Genomic DNA, 23240 nt, shown 5'->3' with positions numbered 1-23240 from the left:
ATGGCACCCAGCTTCGTGCTTCCCACCCGGCGACCAAGACACTATCCCCGGGCAGTAAAGAAAAAGCCGAAACGCTATGCGTTCCGGCATGTTTGAGGCTTAACTGACGAGCATTACGCCATTTATGGTGACCAGTAAAAAGGGCAGCTAATTAGCTGCCCTTTTTACATTGGTGGGCATGAATGCCCACCCTATAAAACCCTTTAACTGCGCGGATATTGGTCGCTGTTCACCCAAGCGTGATCTTTCTCCCAGGTGAATTTCCACAGACGCTTTGGCCCCGCCATCACGTTCAGATAATAGTTATCGTAACCGGCAATGGTTGCCACCGGATGATAACCGCGCGGCACCGTCACCACATCACGATTGTACGGCGCCATGCACTCATCCAGCGAACGGTCGTCGGTATAAACGCGCTGCATGGCGAAACCCGGTTCCGGATCGAAACGGTGATAATAGGTTTCTTCCAGATAGGTTTCGTCCGGACTGTCTTTCTGATCGTGCTTGTGGCTGGGATACGAACTGGTCGCGCCTTCGTCGGTATACACTTCCACCACCAGCAGGCTGTCGGCTTCTTTGTTATCCGGCAAGATGTTGTGTACCAGACGCTTGTTACGCCCTTTGCCACGCTGCTCAACGCCTACATCCGCCGGCGCAATCAAACGCGCCGGTAAATGACCGTTGCTCGGCGCATTACACACCGCCAGCTCCAGATCGCTATCCGCATACACTTCCACTTCATCGTTATGCGGCACATACACCGAGTAAGGTGGCGTGCGTTCAAATGGCGACAGACGCTTACCCAGATTCGGGAAATCCGCGTGGCGGGTTTTCACCGAGGCAAAACCTGCAACCAGCACCAGGCACAACTCTTTGTCACCGCTGCTCAGCTTCAGGCTCTGCCCTTTTTTCAGCAAATAGGCATCAAAACCGACATATTCCCAACCGGCACTTTCCGGCGTGACATGTTGAATCCGCCCGTTGCTGTCTGGCTGTTGCGCTTTCGAAATCAGAGACATTCTCTCTTCCTCCTTGTTGAGCGATGTTAGCCCAGCGTTGGCATGCTGAACTCAGAAACAGTTTGCTGACCGCTCGGCCAACGCACGGTGGCGGTTTTCATGCGGGTGTAGAAGCGCACGCCGTCTGGACCATGCACGTTGAGCGCGCCAAACACCGAACGTTTCCAGCCGCCGAAGCTGTGGAACGCCATTGGCACTGGCACCGGAACGTTGACGCCGACCATGCCCGCTTCCACGTTCTGCACGAATTCGCGCGCGGTGTGGCCGTTGCTGGTGAAGATGGCGCTGCCGTTGCCGAACTCGTGGCTGTTCACCAATTGCAAGGCGCTGTCGAAATCGGTGGAACGCATGATGCTGAGTACCGGTCCGAAGATCTCTTCGCGCCAAATAGTCATATCAGAAGTCACGTTGTCGAACAGCGTGCCACCGACGTAGTAACCTTCGGCATGGCCCGGCACCTGAATGCCGCGTCCATCCACCACCAGTTTCGCGCCTTCTTGCACACCTTTATCGATGTAGCCGAGCACTTTCTTCTGGTGCGCCGCTGAAACCACCGGTCCCATTTCATTCTCTTCCGCACCTTGCTGGATGCCAGGACCGACGCGCAGCGCTTTGATCAGCGGCGTTAAACGGGCAATCAGTTTGTCAGCGGTGTCATTGCCTACCGCCACCACCACCGGCAACGCCATGCAGCGTTCGCCCGCTGAACCAAACGCGCCGCCCATAATGGCGTTCACGGTGGCATCCAGATCGGCATCTGGCATCACGATGGCATGGTTTTTCGCCGCCCCAAACGCCTGAACACGTTTGCCGTGCGCGCTGGCAGTTTTGTAGATGTGTTCTGCGACGCCAGAAGAACCGACGAAGCTCACTGCGGCCACGCGCGGATCTTTGTACAGTTGCTCAGCGTCTTCGTTTGAAGAGTGCACCACGTTGAACACGCCATCTGGCAAGCCGGCTTCTTTCAGCAGTTCAGCCATGCGCACTGACGCAGAAGGGTCCAGCGCCGGTGGCTTCAAAATGAAGGTGTTGCCGCACGCCAGCGCGATCGGGAACATCCACAATGGCACCATCGCTGGGAAGTTGAATGGCGTAATCCCCGCCACCACGCCAACCGGCTGCATCAGGGAATAACTATCCACGCCAGTCCCGACGCTCGGAGAGTTTTCACCTTTAATCAGATGTGGGATACCGCAGGCATACTCGATCACTTCAATACCGCGCGTCAGCTCACCCAGCGCATCTGACCACACTTTGCCGTGCTCAGACACGATCAAGGCAGCTAGCTCATCGCGGTGTTTTTCCATTAGCGCTTTGAAGTTGAACATCACACGGGCACGACGCAGCGGCGCAGTTTTCGACCATTCAGGGAAGGCGGCATGAGCGACTTCAATCGCTTTTTCAACTTCCGCCGCGGTGCTTTGCGTCAGTTCGCGCACCACTTTGCCGGTTGCCGGGTCGTAAACGGGAATAGTTTCATTGCTGGCGCTGTGGGTAATTTTGCCGCCGATAAAGTTTCCTACGATAGTCATGTCGTTGCCTCTTTGATGTGGAGTTCCCTGCAGGCAGCCAATACAAAACAGCGACGCTACCCGATCAGGCAATACTTAAAGCGTGCTATGAAGCTATAGCAATGAAATAAATTTTTCAAATACTTCTTTTTGGAAAATTTCCTTTTAGCGGCATGGATCGCATTTTTTCTGCACAGGATGATGAGTCATGACAAACCTGCCTGTAACGGTTGTGTCCGGGCGATGAAAGACCCGCAAACCCTGCTAACGCTTAACGCCTGCAAGCACAAAATTTGTGTCATCTATCCAGTCAACTAATGCAATGCGAAACGAAATATGAAATTTTTGCGAGGCAGATCCAATATCTGATATTTCATAATTCAATAATAATGAAATAAATGTTCTCTTTGCTGCACCTTATCCGTATCCGCTTACAGGAGCCGTAAATGGCCATCGATCCAACCCGTTTCTGTATTAACCGCAAAATCGCACCTGCGCTGTCGTTGGAAGCGTTCTTTCAACTGGTGCAGCGCCTCGGCTTGAGTAAAGTTGAGCTGCGCAATGACATGTCCAGCGGCAAGGTGACCGATGATTTGAGCGTGACGGAACTGCGGGCGCTGACGGATAAGTACCCTATTGAGATCGTCACGATTAATGCGTTGTATCCCTTTAACCGTGCCGACGACGCGCTGCTGGCAAAAGCGGATGCGATGTTAAAAGAAGCCCATGCGATTGGCGCGCAGGCGCTGGTGATGTGTCCGTTGAATGAAGGGATTGAACGAACACCGCAACAGACGCTGGAAGCGTTGCAACTGCTGGCGCCGCGTTTTGCCGAGTATGGCATTCAGGGATTGGTGGAGCCGCTGGGCTTCCCGGTGAGTTCACTGCGTTCGGCGGTACAAACGCAGAAGCTGATTAAACAGGCGGGCGTGCCGTTTAAGCTGCTGCTGGATACCTTTCATCATCATCTGTATGAAAACGCTGAAAATGAGTTCCCGCAGGAAATTGAGGTTAATCAGATTGGCCTGGTGCATCTTTCCGGCGTGGAAGATACCCGCCCAACGGCGCAGTTGACCGATGAAGAACGCATTATGCTCAGCGATCGCGACGTACTGAACAGCGTGGCGCAAGTGAAGCGTTTGGAGATGCTGGGCTATAAAGGCGTTTATGCCTTTGAGCCATTCTCATCAGAACTGGAGAAATGGGGCGCGAAGGAAATCGAACGTGAAGTCCGTCAAAGCATCGAGTTGCTTCAAGCTTAAAAGAACCCTTATCTGTGTCTGAACAAGGCACAATTTGCTAGTGTTGGCCTCGGTCGGAGGCCCTTTTTTATCCTCGTCATAATTTACGTGATAGCTGCGTTGGCTGCGCGTGCTCACCCCAGTCACTTACTGGCGTAAGCTCCCGGGGATTCCCACGCTTGCCGCCTTGCTCTGACGTAAATTATTTAGAGGATACATAATCTGTATATTCGTAGGGTCGCCATTTATGGTGACCTGGTTTTCATCCACGTACACCTAGGCGTTCTCTTTGATTTCGACAGTGGGCGTTTCCGGCAGGCGTTTCATCATGCGCAGCGTGCAGAACAGCGCTAAACACACCAGCAGCGCGGTAAGGAAATAGACCAGCGACACGCCAGCATAACTCATGATGAAACCGGCAATCGGGCCAGTGATCCCCAACGACAAATCCATAAACGCGGTATAGGTGGCTAACGCGCTGCCTTGATTTTGCTGCGGCACTACTTTCACCGCTACCACGCCAATCGCCGGGAACACCAGCGAGAAACCGGCTCCGGTGAGGAATGCGCCCATCTTTGCCATCCATGGATCAAAGGAACCGGCCACCAGAAACAAGCCGATGGCTTCCACCGCAAAACAGATGCTCGCGACGCGCAAACCGCCCAATTTGTTGATCGCATTGGGAAACAGCAAACGCGTACCGACAAACGCCGCGCTAAACATCGTCAGAGCGAAGGCCGCACCGTCCCAACCTTTGTCCTGATAAAACAGTGTGATAAAGGTGGCGATCACGCCAAATCCGGCGGAGCCCATCGCCAGAATCAAACCAAAACCGTAGACCTTGCTCAGCACATCACGAAACGGCAACGGCTTGGCTTTGCTGCCTTTGACCGGCGCGCGCGGTAGCGCCAGCGCAATCGCCAGCACGCAAAAGGCGATGATGATGCAAGAGAGCAGCAGCAAGCCGCCGCTGCGGAAAATCACCACGCCGAGCGGCGCGCCAATCGCCATCGCGCCGTACGTCACAATACCGTTCCACGAAATCACCCGGCCAATGTGCAGCGATCCAACGCGCGCCACGCCCCACAGCGAAGTGCCGGTGCCGGAGAAGCTTTGCCCGATTCCCAGAATCACGCGGCCCAGACACAGCAACACCAGACTCAGCACGCCCTGCCCTTCGCTCAGTGCCGACAACAGAATGCAGATGCCACTGATCAAACAGCCTACCAGCCCGAGCACCACCACTTTTTTCGGCCCCCACATATCGGCATATCGTCCGGCGTGCGGTCGGCTCAACAGCGTGGCGATGTATTGCAGGCTGATCACCAATCCGGCCCAAAAGGCGTTGTAACCCAGCCCGTCATGGACAAAACCGGGCAGCACTGCCAGCGGCAAGCCGATGGTGAGATAGCTGGCAAAGTTGAACTTTACGATGGAAAGGATCAGCAGATTGAGACGAAAACGCCCGTGTTCAGGTGCGGCGGCAGGCAGGTCAGGCATGAGTGATTGCGCTCGTGGGTGACGGAATTTTTATACAAGAGCGTTAACTATACGCTTTTTCCCACCGCGTGCATCCGCAGATCGCCTGAATTTATGGTCATCAATTCGTCATATCGCCCACGTAGACTCGCCGCCATCAAATCCCAAAGAGGATAGACAATTTGATGACGCTCCTGATTTCTGCTCAGGCGCGCGTGCACCACACCAACTCTCTCGCGGGAGGTGGAAGATGACGCATGCCGCGCTGCCAATCGAACTGAAAAATCTCAGATGGTCGGTGGGTAACCTGACTATTCTGCACGATCTCTCCCTGACCATTCCCGCAGGCGAAATCCTTGCGCTGCTCGGCCCCAGCGGCTGTGGCAAAAGCACGCTGCTGAAGATTTTGGCGGGTTTGCTGCAACCGAGTGAAGGCGAATTGTGGATCGGCGACCGCTGCGTGGCGTCGGCCAATCATTGCGATGCGCCGGAAAAACGCAACCTCGGCATGGTGTTCCAGGATTACGCGCTGTGGCCGCACATGTCGGTGGCGCAAAACGTCGCCTTCCCGCTGCGCATGCGCGGCATGAAAAAAGCCGCCGCGCGTCAACAAGCCGACGCCGCATTGGCGCAGGTGGGTTTGGCTGACTTTGGCGATCGCAAACCGGCGCTGCTTTCCGGCGGCCAGCAACAGCGTGTGGCTTTAGCGCGCGCGCTGGTAGCGAAACCGGCGATCCTGCTGTTCGACGAACCGCTCTCCAATCTTGACCGCGACCTGCGTGAAACCCTGGTGCATACCATGGCGGATTTGCTGCGCGCCGCGGGCATTACCGCTGTTTACGTTACGCACGATCGCGAAGAAGCCAACACCTTGGCCGATCGCATCATTCACCTGGCGCAGGGCCAGATTGTTTCCGTTACTCACCTCTCAGGGGACCGCAATGCCATCTCTCAAGTTATCTAGAACAGGAGCCATCAGCGCGATGATTTTGACTTCCGCCATGATGATCAACGATGCCCAGGCGTTAACGGTGTACACCGCCGGTCCAGGATCGTTATCGAAAAGCCTTGCTACCGGATTTGAAAAACAAACCGGTATCAAAGTGAATATTTTCCAGGCCACCACCGGCAAAGTGATGGCGCGCCTCGAAGCAGAACAAGCCAATCCGCAAGCCGATGTGTTGATTTCAGCTTCATGGGATACCGCTGAAGATCTGCAACAGCGCGGCTGGTTGCTGCCGTTCCAAAGCGCCAACGCGGCGAACGTGCCGGATCAATTCAAAACCGCCAGCTATGTGGCGCAAGGCATTTCCGCGCTCGGCATCGTGTGGAATACCCAGAGCAACACGCCAGAACCGAAAACCTGGCAGGATCTCACCGCGCCAGCGTTTAAAGATAAAGTCACCACGCCCGATCCGGCGCTTTCCGGTGCTTCGCTTGATCTGCTGATTGGCCTGCAAAACAGCGAAGGTGAAAAAGCCTGGCAGCTGTTTGACCAGCTCAAAGCCAACGGCATGGTGATGAGTGGCCCGAACGCACAAGCGGTAACGCCGGTGCTGCAAGGCGCGAAAGCCGCGGTGTTTGGCGCGGTCGATTACGTCACCTATAACAACATCGCTCAGGGCGAAAGCGTGAAAGTGATCTTCCCGGAGAACGGTACGGTGGTCGCGCCGCGTCCGATGATGATCCTCAAAAGCAGCCAGCACGCTGATGATGCGAAGAAATTCGTGGATTATGTATTGTCGGATGAAGGTCAGGAACAAGTGGCCAAAGCCTGGTTGATGCCAGCGCGTACCGACATCAAAGCGCAACGTCCGCTGATCACCGAGATCAAATTGCTGCCGACCAAAAGCGATGGCAGTAGCGAACGTTCGGCGGTGTTGAAGCGCTTTGGCGCACTGTTCGGGCAGTAAATGATGTCGCGTGCCCTGAATGGATTGATTCTGCTGGCGCTGATGATGCTGGTCGCGCTGCCGCTGCTGTTTATTTTGCTGCAAGCGGTGTTTCCACACTTTGGCGAGGGAAGCTGGCGCGGCGCATTCAGCACGTTACCGGCGCTGCTTGACGATCCGCAACTGGCCTCAATGTGGCTGGGCACGCTGAAAATCGGCGGCGGCGTGGCGCTGTGCAGTTTGCTGCTGGGCTTACCGCTCGGCGCACTTCGCGGCCTGTTCCGCCTGCCGGGCGCGGCGCTGTGGGATCTGCTGTTTCTGATCCCCTTCCTGACGCCGCCCTATATCGTAGCGCTATCATGGACGCTGGCGCTGCAACGCAACGGTTATCTGCAACAACTTACCGGCATCAATTTCGACAGCCTGCTGTTCAGCAGTAGCGGCATGATTCTGGTGATGACGCTGAATATCTTCCCGGTGGTTTACTTTGCGGTGTCGCGTTCGCTGCTGGCGAGCGGGCAGCGTCTGGCGTGGGTAGCGCGCGTGCATGGCGCATCGGCGTGGCGCGGCTTCTGGCATGTCACCTTGCCACTGACGCTACCAGCGCTGGCGGGCGGCGTGCTGCTGGCATTCACTCTGGCGATTGAAGAGTACGGCGTACCTGCCGCGCTCGGCACGCAAGCCAATCTGACGCTGATGACGGTTGGCATTGAAACCAAACTCGCCGACTGGCCCATCGATCTGCCCGGCGCGGCCTCGCTTTCATTAATGTTGAGTTTGATAGCGCTGGCGGCGTGGTTCTTACAACGCAAACTCACTGGCAGCAGCGATGTCACCGCCGTTAGCGGCAAACCGGTGATGCAGGAACTGGCGCAGGCCGGTCGCTGGCAAAGTGTGATGCTGCTACCGTTTGTGCTCACCGTAATGTTGGCGGTGGTGCTGCCGCTGGGTGCCATGACCTTGAGCGGCTTGCTGAATACGCTGTCCGGCGGATTGCATCTTAATAATCTGACGTTGCGCCATTTCGGCGCGCTGTTCAGCCAGCAAGGCGATGCGTTGGCCGCCTTCTCCACCAGCATCGGCTTGGCATTGGGCGCGGCGCTATTGACCGGCGCACTGGGTTTCCTGATCGCCTGGCGCGTGTCGGAAGGCAAAACTCGCTTACTGGCAATGATGGATGGCTTGGCGCTGCTGCCCGCGGCAATGCCGGGCGTGGTGGTCGGTGTGGGTTTGATCCTGCTTTGGAATCGCGGCTTCTGGCCAGCTTCACCATATAACACCCTATTTATCTTGCTTTTATCCTACAGCTGCTTGTTGCTGCCGTGGCCGGTGCGCTATGTCAGCAGCGCGTTGCGCCAACTGGCACCCACGCTGGAACCGGCGGCGCGCGTGCACGGCGCATCGCGCTTACAGGCGCTGCGCTTGATCGTGCTGCCGTTGGTCTCTCCTGCATTACTGGCCGCGATGATGATGGTATTCGCCGTGGCGTCGCGCGAGTTGGTGACATCGCTGCTGCTGGCCCCTGCTGGTACGCAGACCGTGGCAATCTTTATCTGGCGGCAGTTCGAGCAAGGTTCGGTAGGACAAGGTATGGCAATGGCGACACTAACGTTGTTAGCCAGTTTGAGTTTGATGCTGGCGGCGACAGCGCTGATGCGGCGTCAGAGCCGCTAATGATGCGGAATTTCTGTTTATCTTAAAAAACAGACGCTTAATTTCCATCAACTACACTCTCCTGTGAAATGATGTCTCAGGAGAGTGAATGAACAACCTGCCACAGGAAAAAATTGGCCAGAACATTCTGGTGAAGTTGGCGATGCTGGTGATTATCCTCGCAGGCATTCGCGCGGCGTCAGACATTCTGGTGCCCTTCTTGCTCGCCAGCTTTTTGGCGATAGTACTCAATCCGCTGGTTACCCTGTTGATGCGACACGGCATGCGGCGCACGTTCGCCATCACGCTGGTGATCACGGTGATTTTTATCGTGGTGCTGTTGTTGGTTGCTGTGCTCGCCAGTTCAGCCAGTGATTTCAGCGAAACCTATCCGCAAATCCGCACCATGCTCGAGCAGAAGCTGGCAGTGGTTCAACATTTTGCCGCCCGTTTTCATATCAACATCTCCACCGACGCGCTGGCTGCCCGGCTCGATCCCAATGTGGTGATGGATATGGCCACCTCGCTGTTGAAGCAGCTTTCCGGCGCGATGACCAACGTGCTGCTGCTGATTCTCACCGTGGTGTTTATGCTGTTTGAAGTGCGCCATCTGCCGTACAAAATGCGCAATGCGATGGTGAATCCACAAATCCGTATTGCCGGTTTGCACAAAGCGTTGAAGGGCGTAACGCACTATCTGGCGCTGAAAACCTTGGTGAGTTTGCTTACTGGCGTCGCGGTATGGCTTTCGCTGTTGATGCTGGGTGTGAAGTTCGCGCTGTTCTGGGGCGTGGTGGCGTTCATCCTCAATTTCATCCCTAATATCGGGCCGATTATCGCTGGCATTCCGCCGTTTATTCAGGCGCTGGTGCTGAATAACATTTATGACGCAATGCTAGTGGCAGCACTGTTCAGCGCAATTCACATGCTGATCGGCAATATGCTGGAACCGAAAATGATGGGGCGCGGGCTGGGATTATCGACGTTAGTGGTGTTTCTATCGTTGATATTCTGGGGCTGGCTACTGGGGCCCATCGGCATGTTGCTGTCGGTACCGCTCACTAGCGTGACCAAAATATTGATGGAAACCACGCCGGGCGGCAGCCGATTGGCAATTATGTTGGGCAACGGGCGGCCGGGCTCGCGGGCGCGATAAAAGGCGGCCACCGAGGCGGGACTGCCCGCCAGGCCGCGGGGTGGCACCGAGAAGGTTCCGGCTGCTGAGCAGCTCGGCAGCGCACCGGCACTGAGAAGATTCCGCCCGCTAAACATGCGGTAGTTTCAGCATCCACGATGCGGCGTACGGGCAAAGGGCCAAATGGCGTGGCCCTTTGCAATCCGCGCCTTGCGCCGTCCTCGCTGTTCCCTCGCTCATCTTTCCGTCCGACGGACCGCGCGAATTCGCCTTCCTGGCTCATGCCGCGCTTTCGCCGACGTCCTGTCGGCTCATCCTGGCCGTCACTCTTCACTCGGCGCTGCGGATGGCGCCCGCAAACCTCGCCTGTAAGAGTCTTTTCTTAATTACAAACGGCATCGTCTGTAGAGTCTTTGTTCGAGCGTTATTTCGTAGGGTGCGCATTTTTGCGCACCTGGTCACTATGAATGGCGACCCTACGGGAAAGCGATTTTGTGCTAATGAAATGCAGATTGTTGCAGCGCGGGTGTTGAGCGACATCCTATCCCGCGGAACGAAAGAGTGATGCCAGGGCGAGCCGCAGGGATGCGGTGAGAGGTGGCGCTGAGNATGCAGATTGTTGCAGCGCGGGTGTTGAGCGACATCCTATCCCGCGGAACGAAAGAGTGATGCCAGGGCGAGCCGCAGGGATGCGGTGAGAGGTGGCGCTGAGCAGGAGCGAATCGCCGCCGGTCCGTCAGGCAGCGCGAATGAGTGAAGGCACCGCGTAGCGGCGGGATGGGCTGGCGCAAGGCGCGGAGTGCAGAGGCCCGCGCCTTCGGGCCTCTGCTCGGTCGCCGCACGGCGTCACTGAAACTGCCCAATCATTGGCGAACGAAAGACGCACCAGCACTCAGCACTCAGCACTCAGCACTCAGCACTCAATCTTGAACCGCATTAAACACACTGTTATCCGTAATCGCCTGCACGTTCACTTTGTTCGGCAGGATATTCAGCTCGCTGAACAAGTCCGACACCTTCTGCACTTTCGCCACATCCTCTTCCGTCACGCCACGAATGCCGTGCGAGATACGCGCGGTGATCTGCTGCGCGTCCGCCGGTTGCAGGCGTGTGAGCTGTGCGTACACCTCATTGTATTGCTGCGGATGTTGCAGCGCCCATTCGCGTGCTTTGGCTAAACGATGGGTGAAATCAGCTATCGCCGCACGTTTGGCGGGATCGTCGAGCGAGCTTTGCGTGGCGGTGACAAACGACAGCGCGGTGGTTAATCCTTTGCCGTCGCGCAGCAGACGCGCGCCATGTTTTTCGGCGATACCGAGATAGGGATCGAAGGTCGCCCACGCGGCAATTTGTCCGGAGTTAAACGCCGCGCTGGCATCGGTGGGCAACACAAAGCGCACCGGCACCGCATCACGTTTAACCTGCGCCTCTTCCAGCGCTTGATACAATAAATGCTGAGAAATACTGCCGCGCGCCGAAGAGATCACCACTTGCTGGCCGACCAGATCCTTCACGCTGTGAATCGGCGAATCGGCGGGCACGATCAAGCCGTTAGAACCGGCATCACCCACATTAGTGGCGATGATCTTCAGCGGCACGCCGCCCGATGCCGCCATCAGCACCGGCAAATCACCAGCGTAAGAGGTGTCCACCGCGCCGGCGCGCTGTGCTTCAAACAGCGGTGCCGCGCCCTGAAAATTAGCCCAGCGATATTGGTAAGGCGCATCCTTCATCACATCCGCCGCTTCGATCAGCGAGCGCAAATTACGCGCCTGATCGCCTAACACTAACGTCACCTTGCTTAAATCAGGCGCGGCCTGACTACCAAACGCCGCGCACAGCAGCAGCGCAGAAACTACCGGTTTCAGCCATTTCATTGGGTGGGTTCTCAGAGTGCGTTGCGGTTGAGCTGGCGGATGTAAGCATCCCAGTGCAGCTGGTATTTGTGGTTACGAATGCTGTTATCGAAGGCTTGCGCGGCTTTTTCGGAGACGTCATCCGGCAGGATGATCAGTTCCGCACCACCGGATTGCGCCGCCAGTTGCGCCTGACACGCGCGCTCAAGGTAATACAGGTTATAGAAGGCTTCTTCGATGCTGCCGCCGCTGGTCAGCAAACCATGATTACGCAGGATCAGCGCGTTAAGATTGCCAAGATCGGCGACGATGCGTTGCTGTTCATCGAGATCCAGCGCAATGCCTTCGTAATCATGATAAGCAAGGCGATGATGAAAACGCGTGCTGTGCTGCGAGATCATCAGCAAGCCGTTGCGCTGCGCCGAGACGCCAATGCCCGCCGCGGTATGCGTATGCAGCACCGCGTGCGCATCGGGTCGTGCCCGATGAATCGCGCTGTGAATCACAAATCCCGCTTGGTTAATTCCTAAACCGGTTGGGTCGTCAATAATATTGCCGTCGATATCGATTTTGACCAGCGTTTCGGCCTGGATTTCATCGAAGGTTTGCCCGAAGGCGTTGATCAAGAAATGAGGCTGATCGCCCGGCACGCGCAGGGAAAAATGGGTGTAGATATGGTCGGTCCAGCGCAGTTTCGCCGCCAGATGATAGGCTTGGGCCAGCTTGGTGCGCGCCTGCCATTCCCCTTCGCTGATGCGCTGCCGCAATGACACGACATCCAATGTTTCAGTGCTCATTTAGGTTCCTCATTTCAGGTCAATATGCTTGCCTAACATCGTGGCATAGCGAATTTCCCGCTGGGAAATGCCAATAACGGCAAAACATTGTCAATAAACGCAAAGCGAGGTCGATAATTGACCTGTATCACATCGGCTTAATCTGAAATCGCTACCCTACACAGCCCCATGAAAATGGTATGCTGCTGACGCCGTAACCCGCTGTTTCTCTGCGGCTCTAACCGACCGAGGATTGTCTGGTGCCACTAAAAAAACGTAATCATGATTTTGGCTGGCTCTTAATTGTCTGTGCTGGCTTATTGCCGCTGGTACTCGGCATCCTTTGTACGGCTATTGAGGCGCGCCACACGGTGAGCCAACAGCAGATTTCCACCGCCAATACCTTGCTGACCCAGGCAGAAAAGATGAGTGATAACGCCTGGGATATGATCACCCAGCTGCGCCAATATCATTATCAGCCGTGCGCGCAGATTGAAGACCAGCTGCAACGCGCCGGTACGCTTAATCCCTATTTTCGCTCGATTGGCCTGCTGAAAGGCGAAGACATTAACTGCTCTTCGGCATTTGGCCTGACGCACGGCACCTTGAGCCAAATGATGATGCAGCCACCGCCCATCACAGGCAAAGCCTGGTGGAGCATTTCAGTGCGCGGCACCTACGGCGTACCGAACCGTCCGGCGGTGGTTTTTGTGCGCCAATTGCCAGATACCAGCGGTTTTTGGGCGGTGATTGACGGCCAATATTTGATGGACTTCATGAACGCGATTGGCGGATCACGCGGTTATCGCATGAGCCTACAATTTAGCGGCGGCGCGTTGATTGCCAGCGGCCCGGACGATATGCGCCCCAAGCTGTACATGAAAAGCGAATCTTATAAAGCGCAATCCAGCCGCTATCCGATTAGCGTTGATGTCACTGTTCCCTCTTCTGAGTTGCTCAAAGCGTGGCGTCAGGCGCTGTTTATCTTCCTGCCGATGGCGGCGATTTTCTCCATTCTGTTGATGGTGCTCACGGCGAATTGGTTGCGTCGCCGCATTTCCTGGCACGATGAAATTGCACGCGCCATTCGTAATCGTCAGTTCTCGGTGCATTATCAGCCGGTTTACAGCACCGAATTGCAAGCTTGTGCCGGCGCCGAAGCCTTGCTGCGCTGGACACGACCGAATGGTGAAATGATCCGCCCGGATATTTTTATCAGCGCGGCCGAAGCCGAAGGCATGATCGTGCCATTAACCCAACATTTGCTGGAGCTGATGGCGGAAGATATTCAAAGCTGGCAAGTGCAGCCGGGCTTCCATATCGGCTTGAATCTGGCGGCGGAACATCTGCAACATGCCGACTTTGTGCCGGATATTGAGCAGTTCGCAGCACGCATTAAAGACAAGCAAATGAGCATCACGCTGGAGCTGACCGAGCGCAGCCTGATTGATGATGGCGAAATGGTGGCTAGCAAGCTGCGTCATTTGCAGGCGCAAGGCATGAAAGTGGCGATTGATGATTTCGGCACCGGCCACTGTTCGCTCACTTATCTGCTGACCTTCCCGCTGGATTACCTGAAAATCGACCGTGGATTTATCAACGCGATTGAAGGGTTAGAGATTGAAACGCCGGTGCTGGATGCGATCATCAACCTTAGCCACAAGCTGAAGCTGAATGTGTTGGGCGAAGGCGTGGAAACCGCGCTGCAATTTGAGTATCTGCGTCAGCGTGGCGTGATCTTCATTCAGGGCTATTATTATGCCCGTCCGATGGATAATGACCAGTTGCAAACCTGGCTTAGCGAGCAGGGGCAGCAACCGCTTCTCGTTGAGGAACCTCATGAGCCTGAATTGCATCATTCTTGATGATTATCAGAACGTCGCCCTGTCGCTTGCCGATTGGGCGTCGCTCGAACCGCTGGTCCACACCACTTCCCTCACTGAACATCTCGCCGATCAGGATCAACTGGTCAAACACATCGCCCATGCCGACATTCTGGTGGTAATGCGCGAACGCACGCCGCTCAGTGCCGAACTGATTGGCCGCCTGCCGAATCTGAAAATGGTGGTGACTTCCGGCATGCGCAATGCCTCGATTGACTTGGACGCCTGCGCCGAGCGCTACATTGCGGTGTGTGGCACCGCCAGCGGCAGCGCGGCACCGATGGAACTGAGCTGGGGATTATTGCTGGGTTTAGCGCGCCATATCGTGCCGGAGAATCAGGCACTGCGCAGTAACGGACCGTGGCAGCACAGCTTGGGCATGAGTTTGCAGGGTAAAACGTTGGGATTGTTGGGATTGGGGAAAATTGGCGGTGAAATGGCGAAAGTGGCGCAGGCGTTTGGCATGCGCGTTTGCGCGTGGAGCCAGAATCTCAGCGTTGAACGTGCTGTGGCCTGCGGCGTTGAACATATGCCGACGCTCAACGCGCTGCTAAACATCAGCGATGTGTTGTCGATTCATTTGGTACTGAGCGAGCGCACACGCCATTTGATTGATGCCACCGCGCTGACGCAGATGAAACCCGGCGCGCTGCTGATTAACACTTCACGCGCGGGGATTGTCGACCAATCGGCGATGATTGCTGCCCTGCAATCGGGACAATTAGCCGGAGCCGGTTTGGATGTGTTTGAACAGGAGCCGCTGCCCGCCGATCATCCGCTGCGTCAGTTACCTAACGTGCTAGCGACGCCGCATCTTGGCTATGTGGCAGATACCAATTACCGCACCTACTTCATGCAGGCGGTGGAAGATATTCAGGGATGGTTGACAGGTGCGCCGCTGCGCTCACTGCTCTGAGCGTTCGGCGCGACGCTTTTCAGCGATGCGCAGCGCCACTTCGAGACTGTCTTCCGCTACGGCGCTGGCGGGCAGATCGCGCTGGGCATTCATACGCTGGGTGATGCGTTCCAGCGTGGGGGTTAATTGCCCCATTAATCGCTGATATTCATCAAGTTGGGTGATGGGTTGATTGCGCGCGATGCTGGTTTCCGCCAAACGTTGCAACTGACGAAAACTGTCTAACGCCTGGCTGGTGAGCAATCCGGCCTGACGCCAACTTTTCAGGCGCTGCATGAGTTCATCGGGTTGTTGCGCCAGCAGCGCCAGTTGCGCATCCGCGCGTTCACCACAATTGACCCAGGCAACGGATTCAGCCTCAACGGCAGCAGGACGCCGAGTATCAGGCACAAGATTGATAAGATTCCTTTCTACACTATCGATCATCGACAGCCATGGATTCTCAAAAAACGGCGCATTTTTCCTCGACATGCATACTCCAGCTCAGCAAGGCGGCAGAGTATTACTGAATGTCATACAGCTGGCAAGTAGAGCTTACCGCCTCGCTTAATGTTAAGTTTTCCTTATTTATTTGCGCAACAATCAGTGATGGCAATAAAGCCGCGGCATGCCAGAATAATTGATTATTTGATCACCATTCGACAGACGATACATCTGATAATAATCATTTTTTTCTTCACGAGATGAAGTGAAAAGAATTTGCTGCGCCAGCTTCGCAGGCAAGGTGTCATTGGGCATGATTTCCACTTTATGGGTATTTATCAGCATGAAATCACCTTGACGATACCAAGTCATATCAGAAACCCGGTGTAACTGATAATGCGCATTATTAAAGGTCACGGTGCCCATCAATATTGAACTGCCAACGCCACCATTTTTAAAATGATTGCGCACCGTGGCATCAATGATGCCTGCGGGTTGGCTCTCATTCTCAATTTGGTAGGGAACGAAGCACCATTCCGGTACCGGCTCGGCGGGTCGCACCAGCAGCACCCATGCCCAAGGCGTCATAAACGCAATAATGAACGCCAATGCCCACCACAACTTATTCATTAGGTGATTCCTGCTGAGATACCATCCACGCCATGCAATCATTTTGCCGTTGCAGGAATGGCTGAGCGCAAAGGAACGTACTGGTAAATACGCGGGTGCGGGTTCGATTGATATACATTAACGGCGGTATTGAGCCATCTTTCATATGCGGTTTCAATGCACGGAAACGTTGCAATGCGTCTATTACAACGAACGAATCAGCTGATAAACCTTCAGCCATGAAAACCTGGGTCTGCCCTTCCTGACGTAGAAAGGTGTAATTGGTACCTTGATGTTTAACCGGCGTAAATTCATTGCTCACTAACCATGCCGCGCCAATATTCAGCAATAAAACCGCCGCAACCACACCACGCAACCACCAGGATCTCTTTTTCACCACCGTAGCCTTCATTTCGGCAGAAGTGACGTGCGAGAGGGTTGAGGCACTGACTTCGGGTTCCACGTTCGTAGCCGCCGTTGGCTCAACATCGTTGCAGGTTTCAACATCCACTTGCTCAGCCAGTACACAACCAATCAGTGGAACCTGATGAATCAACGCGCTTAACGCACCTGCGGAGAGCGCTAAACGATTGATGTCGGAAATAGTGCTGGTTAAGCGATCGGCAAACGGAATCTCAGAACTTTCACGTTGAAACAGCAGGTGTAATGCCTGATTGCGCACCAACTTTCCCTGAGCAGTGAGCACTCGGCGCAGCACAGCACTCTGCAGTGCATTGAGCGCTACAGATTGTGCAGGGAAATTTACCGGATAAAACTTCTGCTGGTCGGCATCAAAACAGAGGCTTTTGGCAAATAAAACGAATCGCGCCATGCGAATCCTAATTAACAAATATTTAACTGGCGCAAGTATATGGAGTTTCGCCTTACAGCGCACTGTTACTGATAAATGTTATGAGAATCGGCTGTTTTTATTGATGCGTTTTGAGTCGCTTGCAGCCACAGCTTTAGCTAAAAAATAGACAGTTAATGGCGGAAACATGACAAATATCACACTAAATCGGTATACTCTGTCGCGGGATGCAACCATTACCTCCCTAATAATTGCTGTGGCGGGCCGGGGAGAAGTGCTTTTTAGCGCTATGCTTTAATTTTCTCAACGCCGCGGACTGTTCGCGTTATCGAGTCCGCAGCGTTGAGGATTTTTCGAAATTCCAATACAGGGTAACTTCATGAAACTACGTAGGAAGCGTGTAAAACCTATCGGGCTGGATGACGTCACGATTATCGACGATGCCCGTTTACGTAAAGCCATCACCGCAGCTTCACTGGGCAATGCGATGGAATGGTTTGATTTTGGTGTTTATGGCTTTGTGGCTTACGCACTGGGTAAAGTGTTCTTCCCCGATGCTTCGCCAAGTGTGCAGATGATCGCGGCACTGGGTACATTCTCGGTTCCGTTCCTGATTCGTCCGTTAGGTGGTTTGTTCTTCGGTATGTTGGGCGACAAATATGGTCGTCAAAAAATCCTCTCTATCACCATCGTCATCATGTCGATCAGTACTTTCTGTATCGGCTTGATACCCTCTTATGCCTCGATCGGTATCTGGGCACCGATTTTGCTGCTGTTAGCAAAAATGGCGCAGGGCTTCTCCGTCGGCGGTGAATACACCGGTGCATCGATCTTCGTTGCCGAATACTCGCCAGACCGTAAGCGCGGCTTCATGGGCAGTTGGCTCGACTTCGGCTCCATCGCCGGTTTCGTGCTTGGCGCGGGCGTGGTGGTGTTAATTTCCACCGTTATCGGCGAAGCGAAGTTCCTCGAATGGGGCTGGCGTATCCCGTTCTTTATCGCGCTGCCGCTGGGCATTATTGGTTTGTATCTGCGTCATGCATTGGAAGAAACGCCAGCCTTCCAGCAGCACGTTGAGAAACTGGAGCAAGGCGACCGTGAAGGTCTACGCGATGGCCCAAAAGTGTCGTTCAAAGAGATCGCTACCAAGCACTGGAAAAGCCTGCTGGCCTGTATCGGTCTGGTGATTGCCACCAACGTCACCTACTACATGCTGCTGACCTACATGCCGAGTTACCTGTCGCATAACCTGCACTACTCGGAAGATCACGGTGTGTTGATCATCATCGCCATCATGATGGGTATGCTGTTTGTGCAGCCAGTGATGGGCATGCTGAGTGACCGCTTTGGTCGTCGTCCATTCATCATCATTGGTTCTATCGCGCTGTTTGTCTTCTCGATCCCGTCGTTCATGCTGATCAATAGCGGCGTGTTAGGGCTGATTTTTGCTGGCCTGCTGCTGATGGCGGTGATTCTGAACGCCTTTACCGGCGTGATGGCATCTTCGCTGCCAGCGATGTTCCCGACGCATATCCGTTACAGTGCGTTGGCAAGTGCCTTTAACATCTCAGTGCTGATTGCCGGTTTAACGCCAACGATCGCCGCGTATCTGGTTGAAGCCACTAACAATCTGTATATGCCAGCTTACTATCTGATGGTGGTGGCAGTGATTGGTTTGATTACCGGTATCTACATGAAAGAGACCGCCAACAGACCCCTTCGTGGTGCCACGCCAGCGGCTTCGGATCTGGATGAAGCACGTGAAATCCTGCAAGAACATCACGACAACATTGAGCAGAAAATCGAAGACATCGATGATGAAATCGCCAAACTTGAGGCGAAACGTAAAAACCTGGTGCAGCAGCATCCGGACATCAACGAGTAATCTTCCCCACTCCCGCCGCCCGGCGGGAGTTTTCGTTTCCGCACACAATCCTTCATCCTATGGCGCGAAAAGGGGTAAACTACTGCCACTTTTTTAACCTGCATAAGTTGTAGAGCATGTCTGAATTTAATCTTATCCAGCGTCCAAGAAGACTGCGCAAAAGCGCGTCGATGCGCGCAATGTTCCAGGAATCCAACCTCAGCATCAACGATCTGGCGCTGCCCATCTTCGTTGAAGAAGGCGTGGATGGTTACGTGCCAATCAACGCCATGCCGGGCGTGGTGCGCATTCCTGAGAAACGTTTGGCGTATGAGATCGAACGTATTGCCAAAGCCGGCATCCGCTCAGTCATGACCTTCGGCATTTCCCACCATACCGATGCCACTGGCAGCGATGCGTGGAATGAAAACGGCCTGGTGGCGCGTATGTCGCGTATCTGCAAAGACACCGTGCCGGAAATGATTGTCATGTCCGATACCTGCTTCTGTGAATACACCAGCCACGGCCATTGCGGCGTATTGTGCGATCACGGCGTGGATAACGACCAAACCTTGATTAACCTCGGCAAGCAAGCGGTGGTGGCGGCGCAAGCCGGTGCCGATTTTATCGCGCCGTCTGCGGCGATGGATGGCCAGGTTAAAGCCATTCGCCAGGCGCTGGATGCCGCCGGATTCACCGATACCGCCATCATGTCTTACTCCACCAAGTTCGCGTCGTCGTTCTACGGCCCGTTCCGTGAAGCGGCCGGCACCGCGTTAAAAGGCGATCGTAAAACTTATCAGATGAATCCGATGAACCGCCGTGAAGCGATCCGTGAGTCGCTGATTGATGAAGCGGAAGGCGCGGATTCACTGATGGTAAAACCAGCAGGTGCGTACCTTGACATTCTGCGTGATATCCGCGAACGCACTACGCTGCCGCTGGCTGCGTACCAGGTGAGTGGTGAATACGCGATGATAAAATTCGCCGCCCAAGCCGGTGCGATTGACGAACGAAATGTGGTTCTGGAAAGCCTTGGCGCAATTAAACGTGCTGGAGCGGATCTCATTTTCAGCTATTTTGCCCTTGATCTCGCCGAGCAAAAAGTGCTCTGATCCTCGTTACGCTTGGCAACGATTATCGCAGCCGTTGCCAAGCGCTTTCTGCCTTTGTGGCACCTAAACACCAGTGTTGTCGTCATTCCATAATTAATAAGAGTAACGCGATGAAAGCACCTGCACTGCCTGCGGACGAGTTACATCGTCTGGCCCAGTTACGTGCGCTCAACATTCTGCACACGCCTGCAGAAGAGCGTTTTGACCGTTTAACCCGCCTTGCCCGTCGTTTATTTGGCGTGCCGGTCGCGCTTGTCAGCCTGTTAGAAGAGGACCATCAATGGTTCAAATCTGCGGCGGGATACGCTGCCCAAACCGCCCCGCGTAATACCTCATTTTGCGGCCACGCTATTTTGCAAGATGATGTGATGGTGGTGGAAAACGCCCTCGATGATGAACGATTCCACGATAACCCGCTGGTCAGCAATGAAACCAGCCCGGTGCGTTTCTACGCTGGCTGCCCGCTGCGTACGCCAGCCGGAGCCAAAATCGGTACGCTGTGCATTATCGATCACCATGCACGTGAGTTTAATGCCGACGATATCCATACATTGCGAGATTTGGCGGCGATGGCAGAAGCCGAATTAGTGGCGTTTCAGACCGCTACCTCCGACGAACTGACGCAAATCACCAACCGTCGCGGCTTTATGACGCTCGGCCAATTAGCGCTGAATGAGTGCCAGGTAAAACAATTACCGGCCAGCTTAACCTTCCTCGATCTTGATCGCTTTAAAGCCATCAACGATACGCTTGGCCATCGCGAAGGCGACCGCGCATTGATGGATTTTGCCGATGCGATGAAGGTGAGTTTCCGTCACGCGGATATCTTTGCCCGTTTGGGCGGCGATGAGTTTGTGGTGCTGTTCAATGGCTTGCAGCAATCGGATGCGGAAGGCGTGCTGGCGCGTTTTGATCAGTTCCTGCAACAGCAAACGCAGAGTCTGGATCGCCGTTATTCGCTGCACTTCTCGTCGGGCATCGTTGAGTTTGATCCTGACCATCCGCAATCGCTGGAGCAATTGCTGGAAGGCAGCGACGAACGGATGTATGCCGCGAAAAACGGTAAAAAACAGCGTTCATGATTGATCGGTCGCCATCAGTGGCGACCTTCTGTTCATTGGCGAGCTAAATCGTCGATCAAGGTCTGATTAAACTTCTGCGGCTCTTCCATTTGCGGCGCGTGTCCCATGCCGGGGAATTCAATCAAGCGTGCGCCCGGAATCATCTGCGCCACCTGCTTACCCAGCACATTGTAATGACCTAATTGCGCCTTCACTGCCGGTGGCGCGATATCGCTGCCAATCGCGGTGGTATCGGCGGTGCCAATCATCAAAGTGGTTGGCACCTTGAGATCTTTGAACTCATAAAATACCGGCTGGGTGAAAATCATGTCGTAGATTAACGCCGAATTCCACGCCACTTTCTTGTGCCCCGGCCCGCTATTCAAGCCCGCCAGCATATCGACCCATTTGTCATATTCCGGCTTCCACTGTCCGCTGTAATAGGTGTTCTGCTCGTACTTCTTGATGCCAGCCGCATCCAGCTTCAATTCACGCTGATACCACTGATCCACCGAGCGCCACGGCGCGCCTTTGGCTTTCCAATCCTCCAGGCCGATCGGATTAACTAACACCAGCTTCTGCGTTTGCTGTGGATACATCAGCGCATAGCGCGTTGCCAACATGCCACCGGTGGAGTGCCCTACAATCACCGCTTTCTCTACACCCAGCTGTTGCAATAATTGATGGGTGTTTTGCGCCAACTGCTGGAAAGTGTATTGATAATTGGCGGGTTTGGTTGAACTGCAAAAACCAATCTGATCCGGCGCAATCACGCGATAACCGCTTGCCACCAGCGCTTTGATGGTGTCATCCCAGGTTGCACCACAGAAATTCTTGCCGTGCATCAACACCACAGTTTGGCCATTGGCCTGCTGCGTGGGTTTGACATCCATGTAGCCCATGCTTAGCGTTTGCTGCTGCGAAGCGAAGTTAAAATGCTGCAGCGGATACGGATATTTGAATCCTTCCAACTGCTCGCCATAGACATTCGCGGCGAAGGCCGATGCGCTGGTACACAACGTCAGCGATGCCAGCATAACGGCAAGTGATTGTTTTGGCTTGAAACGAAAACCCATAACGCCCTTCCTCAACGGTGAAAAACCTTCAGTCTGGCACGTAAATAGCGTTTACGTATTGATGGCGTGTGCCGCGAAAAATATTCACCTTTTACTGTTAAGCGCGGCAAAGCGATGAAAAATTTGAGTTAATAATAACTTCCGTTATTACGATGAATATATTACATCATCACAACATGCAATCGTTTAAATTCACGAAAAACGAGACCGGTCTTGATGACAAATAATAAATATGCCGAATAATCAGAAAACTTTACATTAATTGCAGATTGGAAAGATTAATTAAATTACACTCTACTTGTGTTTAAGGAGGACTAAGATGACACAAACAAAATACAACGAAGGGGTTATTGATTCGGTAACTGAATGGATTATGGCTAATCTGGATCAACGTTTGAGTATTGATGATATTGCACTGAAGTCTGGCTATTCCAAATGGTATTTACAGAAACTTTTCGCTCGTTATCACAATGAAACATTGGCACGTTTTATTCGTAAAAAGAAATTGATGCACTGCATTACTGACCTGAAAAACAGCAAGGCACCGATTATCAGTCTGGCAGTGAAATACCATTTCGAAAGCCAGCAATCCTTCACCCGCTCATTCAAACATGTTTTAGGTTGTACACCGCTTTTTTGCCGTAAGCGCCAGCTTGAGGCTGATGTGCAGCAATCGCTGCGAGAAAGTGACGACCCTTGCAGTATTTGTCGTCAGGCAGGATTTGATGCAACAGAACGTAATAAAGAAATTATCACTCCGGTAGTGCGTAACGATAAATTTCACCCACGTCTCAGTTGTGTAATGCGTTAATTTTTTATTTGAATTTTATTAGCGCTTTTTAAACTCTTTTTTGACACTGACTTATGTCAATATTACGGCACATTCATCAATTGAAAGCGGATGGCATCCCATCCGCTTT

At 54.0% G+C, this 23240-nt stretch carries 20 protein-coding genes; 11 read left to right on the top strand and 9 right to left on the bottom strand.

Going from position 1 to position 23240, the window contains the following annotated elements; translation table 11 throughout:
* Window positions 1-203: 203 nt before the first annotated feature.
* Window positions 204-1019, bottom strand: coding sequence for a 5-deoxy-glucuronate isomerase (iolB, locus tag ACPUC7_RS19590; RefSeq protein ID WP_494924152.1), 816 nt, complete (start codon window positions 1017-1019; stop codon window positions 204-206).
* A 26-nt stretch (window positions 1020-1045) separates the two neighbouring features.
* Window positions 1046-2551 (bottom strand): CoA-acylating methylmalonate-semialdehyde dehydrogenase, encoded by a 1506-nt coding sequence (locus ACPUC7_RS19585; RefSeq protein WP_494924151.1) that lies wholly within the window; start codon window positions 2549-2551, stop codon window positions 1046-1048.
* A 425-nt stretch (window positions 2552-2976) separates the two neighbouring features.
* Here ACPUC7_RS19585 and ACPUC7_RS19580 point away from each other — a divergent pair, with 425 nt between their 5' ends.
* Entirely contained in the window at window positions 2977-3792 is an 816-nt protein-coding gene (locus tag ACPUC7_RS19580) for a TIM barrel protein (protein WP_494924150.1), read from the top strand.
* 255 nt (window positions 3793-4047) lie between these two features.
* On the opposite strand, the gene ACPUC7_RS19575 is transcribed toward ACPUC7_RS19580, so the two are convergent.
* Complete coding sequence (locus tag ACPUC7_RS19575) at window positions 4048-5271, bottom strand: MFS transporter (RefSeq protein WP_494924149.1); 1224 nt, start codon at window positions 5269-5271, stop codon at window positions 4048-4050.
* A gap of 229 nt (window positions 5272-5500) precedes the next feature.
* Here ACPUC7_RS19575 and ACPUC7_RS19570 point away from each other — a divergent pair, with 229 nt between their 5' ends.
* The 4 genes from ACPUC7_RS19570 (at window position 5501) to ACPUC7_RS19555 (ending at window position 9951) form a co-directional block, all read left to right on the top strand.
* Window positions 5501-6214 (top strand): ABC transporter ATP-binding protein, encoded by a 714-nt coding sequence (locus tag ACPUC7_RS19570; RefSeq protein ID WP_343551622.1) that lies wholly within the window; start codon window positions 5501-5503, stop codon window positions 6212-6214.
* On the top strand, window positions 6192-7163 hold the full coding sequence (locus tag ACPUC7_RS19565) for an ABC transporter substrate-binding protein (protein WP_494924148.1): 972 nt from the start codon (window positions 6192-6194) through the stop codon (window positions 7161-7163). Before ACPUC7_RS19570 ends, ACPUC7_RS19565 begins: the two co-directional genes overlap by 23 nt.
* Window positions 7164-8816, top strand: coding sequence for an ABC transporter permease (locus ACPUC7_RS19560; RefSeq protein ID WP_494924147.1), 1653 nt, complete (start codon window positions 7164-7166; stop codon window positions 8814-8816).
* Window positions 8817-8904: 88 nt separating this feature from the next.
* Window positions 8905-9951, top strand: coding sequence for an AI-2E family transporter (locus ACPUC7_RS19555; protein ID WP_494924146.1), 1047 nt, complete (start codon window positions 8905-8907; stop codon window positions 9949-9951).
* An 899-nt stretch (window positions 9952-10850) separates the two neighbouring features.
* Here ACPUC7_RS19555 and ACPUC7_RS19550 read toward each other — a convergent pair.
* Entirely contained in the window at window positions 10851-11807 is a 957-nt protein-coding gene (locus ACPUC7_RS19550; RefSeq protein ID WP_494924145.1) for an ABC transporter substrate-binding protein, read from the bottom strand.
* Between the two features lie 11 nt (window positions 11808-11818).
* Window positions 11819-12583: a class II aldolase/adducin family protein gene (locus ACPUC7_RS19545; RefSeq protein ID WP_494924144.1), complete on the bottom strand. Its 765-nt coding sequence runs from the start codon at window positions 12581-12583 to the stop codon at window positions 11819-11821.
* A 239-nt stretch (window positions 12584-12822) separates the two neighbouring features.
* Between ACPUC7_RS19545 and ACPUC7_RS19540 the strand changes: the two genes are divergently transcribed.
* Window positions 12823-14427 carry an EAL domain-containing protein gene (locus ACPUC7_RS19540; RefSeq protein ID WP_494924143.1) on the top strand — a complete coding sequence of 535 codons (1605 nt, stop codon included), beginning with the start codon at window positions 12823-12825 and terminating at the stop codon, window positions 14425-14427.
* Window positions 14402-15361 (top strand): D-2-hydroxyacid dehydrogenase family protein, encoded by a 960-nt coding sequence (locus ACPUC7_RS19535; RefSeq protein WP_494924142.1) that lies wholly within the window; start codon window positions 14402-14404, stop codon window positions 15359-15361. Before ACPUC7_RS19540 ends, ACPUC7_RS19535 begins: the two co-directional genes overlap by 26 nt.
* Here ACPUC7_RS19535 and ACPUC7_RS19530 read toward each other — a convergent pair.
* From ACPUC7_RS19530 to ACPUC7_RS19520, 3 genes are all read right to left on the bottom strand, one after another.
* Window positions 15350-15832, bottom strand: a complete 483-nt coding sequence (locus ACPUC7_RS19530) for a hypothetical protein (protein WP_494924141.1) — start codon at window positions 15830-15832, stop codon at window positions 15350-15352. The genes ACPUC7_RS19535 and ACPUC7_RS19530 overlap by 12 nt on opposite strands.
* A gap of 111 nt (window positions 15833-15943) precedes the next feature.
* Window positions 15944-16405 (bottom strand): hypothetical protein, encoded by a 462-nt coding sequence (locus ACPUC7_RS19525; RefSeq protein WP_494924140.1) that lies wholly within the window; start codon window positions 16403-16405, stop codon window positions 15944-15946.
* Window position 16406: 1 nt separating this feature from the next.
* Complete coding sequence (locus ACPUC7_RS19520) at window positions 16407-17225, bottom strand: hypothetical protein (protein ID WP_494924139.1); 819 nt, start codon at window positions 17223-17225, stop codon at window positions 16407-16409.
* Window positions 17226-17583: 358 nt separating this feature from the next.
* Between ACPUC7_RS19520 and proP the strand changes: the two genes are divergently transcribed.
* The 3 genes from proP (at window position 17584) to ACPUC7_RS19505 (ending at window position 21265) form a co-directional block, all read left to right on the top strand.
* A complete protein-coding gene (proP, locus tag ACPUC7_RS19515; RefSeq protein WP_494924138.1) occupies window positions 17584-19089 on the top strand; it encodes a glycine betaine/L-proline transporter ProP in 1506 nt (501 codons plus the stop codon).
* Window positions 19090-19205: 116 nt separating this feature from the next.
* Entirely contained in the window at window positions 19206-20183 is a 978-nt protein-coding gene (gene hemB / locus ACPUC7_RS19510; RefSeq protein WP_494924137.1) for a porphobilinogen synthase, read from the top strand.
* 110 nt (window positions 20184-20293) lie between these two features.
* Window positions 20294-21265: a GGDEF domain-containing protein gene (locus ACPUC7_RS19505; RefSeq protein ID WP_494924136.1), complete on the top strand. Its 972-nt coding sequence runs from the start codon at window positions 20294-20296 to the stop codon at window positions 21263-21265.
* 32 nt (window positions 21266-21297) lie between these two features.
* On the opposite strand, the gene ACPUC7_RS19500 is transcribed toward ACPUC7_RS19505, so the two are convergent.
* Window positions 21298-22320, bottom strand: coding sequence for an alpha/beta fold hydrolase (locus tag ACPUC7_RS19500; protein ID WP_494924135.1), 1023 nt, complete (start codon window positions 22318-22320; stop codon window positions 21298-21300).
* Window positions 22321-22639: 319 nt separating this feature from the next.
* On the opposite strand from ACPUC7_RS19500, the gene ACPUC7_RS19495 reads away from it, so the two are divergent.
* Window positions 22640-23131 (top strand): helix-turn-helix domain-containing protein, encoded by a 492-nt coding sequence (locus ACPUC7_RS19495; RefSeq protein ID WP_494924134.1) that lies wholly within the window; start codon window positions 22640-22642, stop codon window positions 23129-23131.
* The last annotated feature ends 109 nt before the right edge of the window (window positions 23132-23240 follow it).

This window comes from Pantoea sp. CFCC18179 (assembly GCF_059412405.1).
This window is presented reverse-complemented; position numbering and strand designations above follow the sequence as displayed.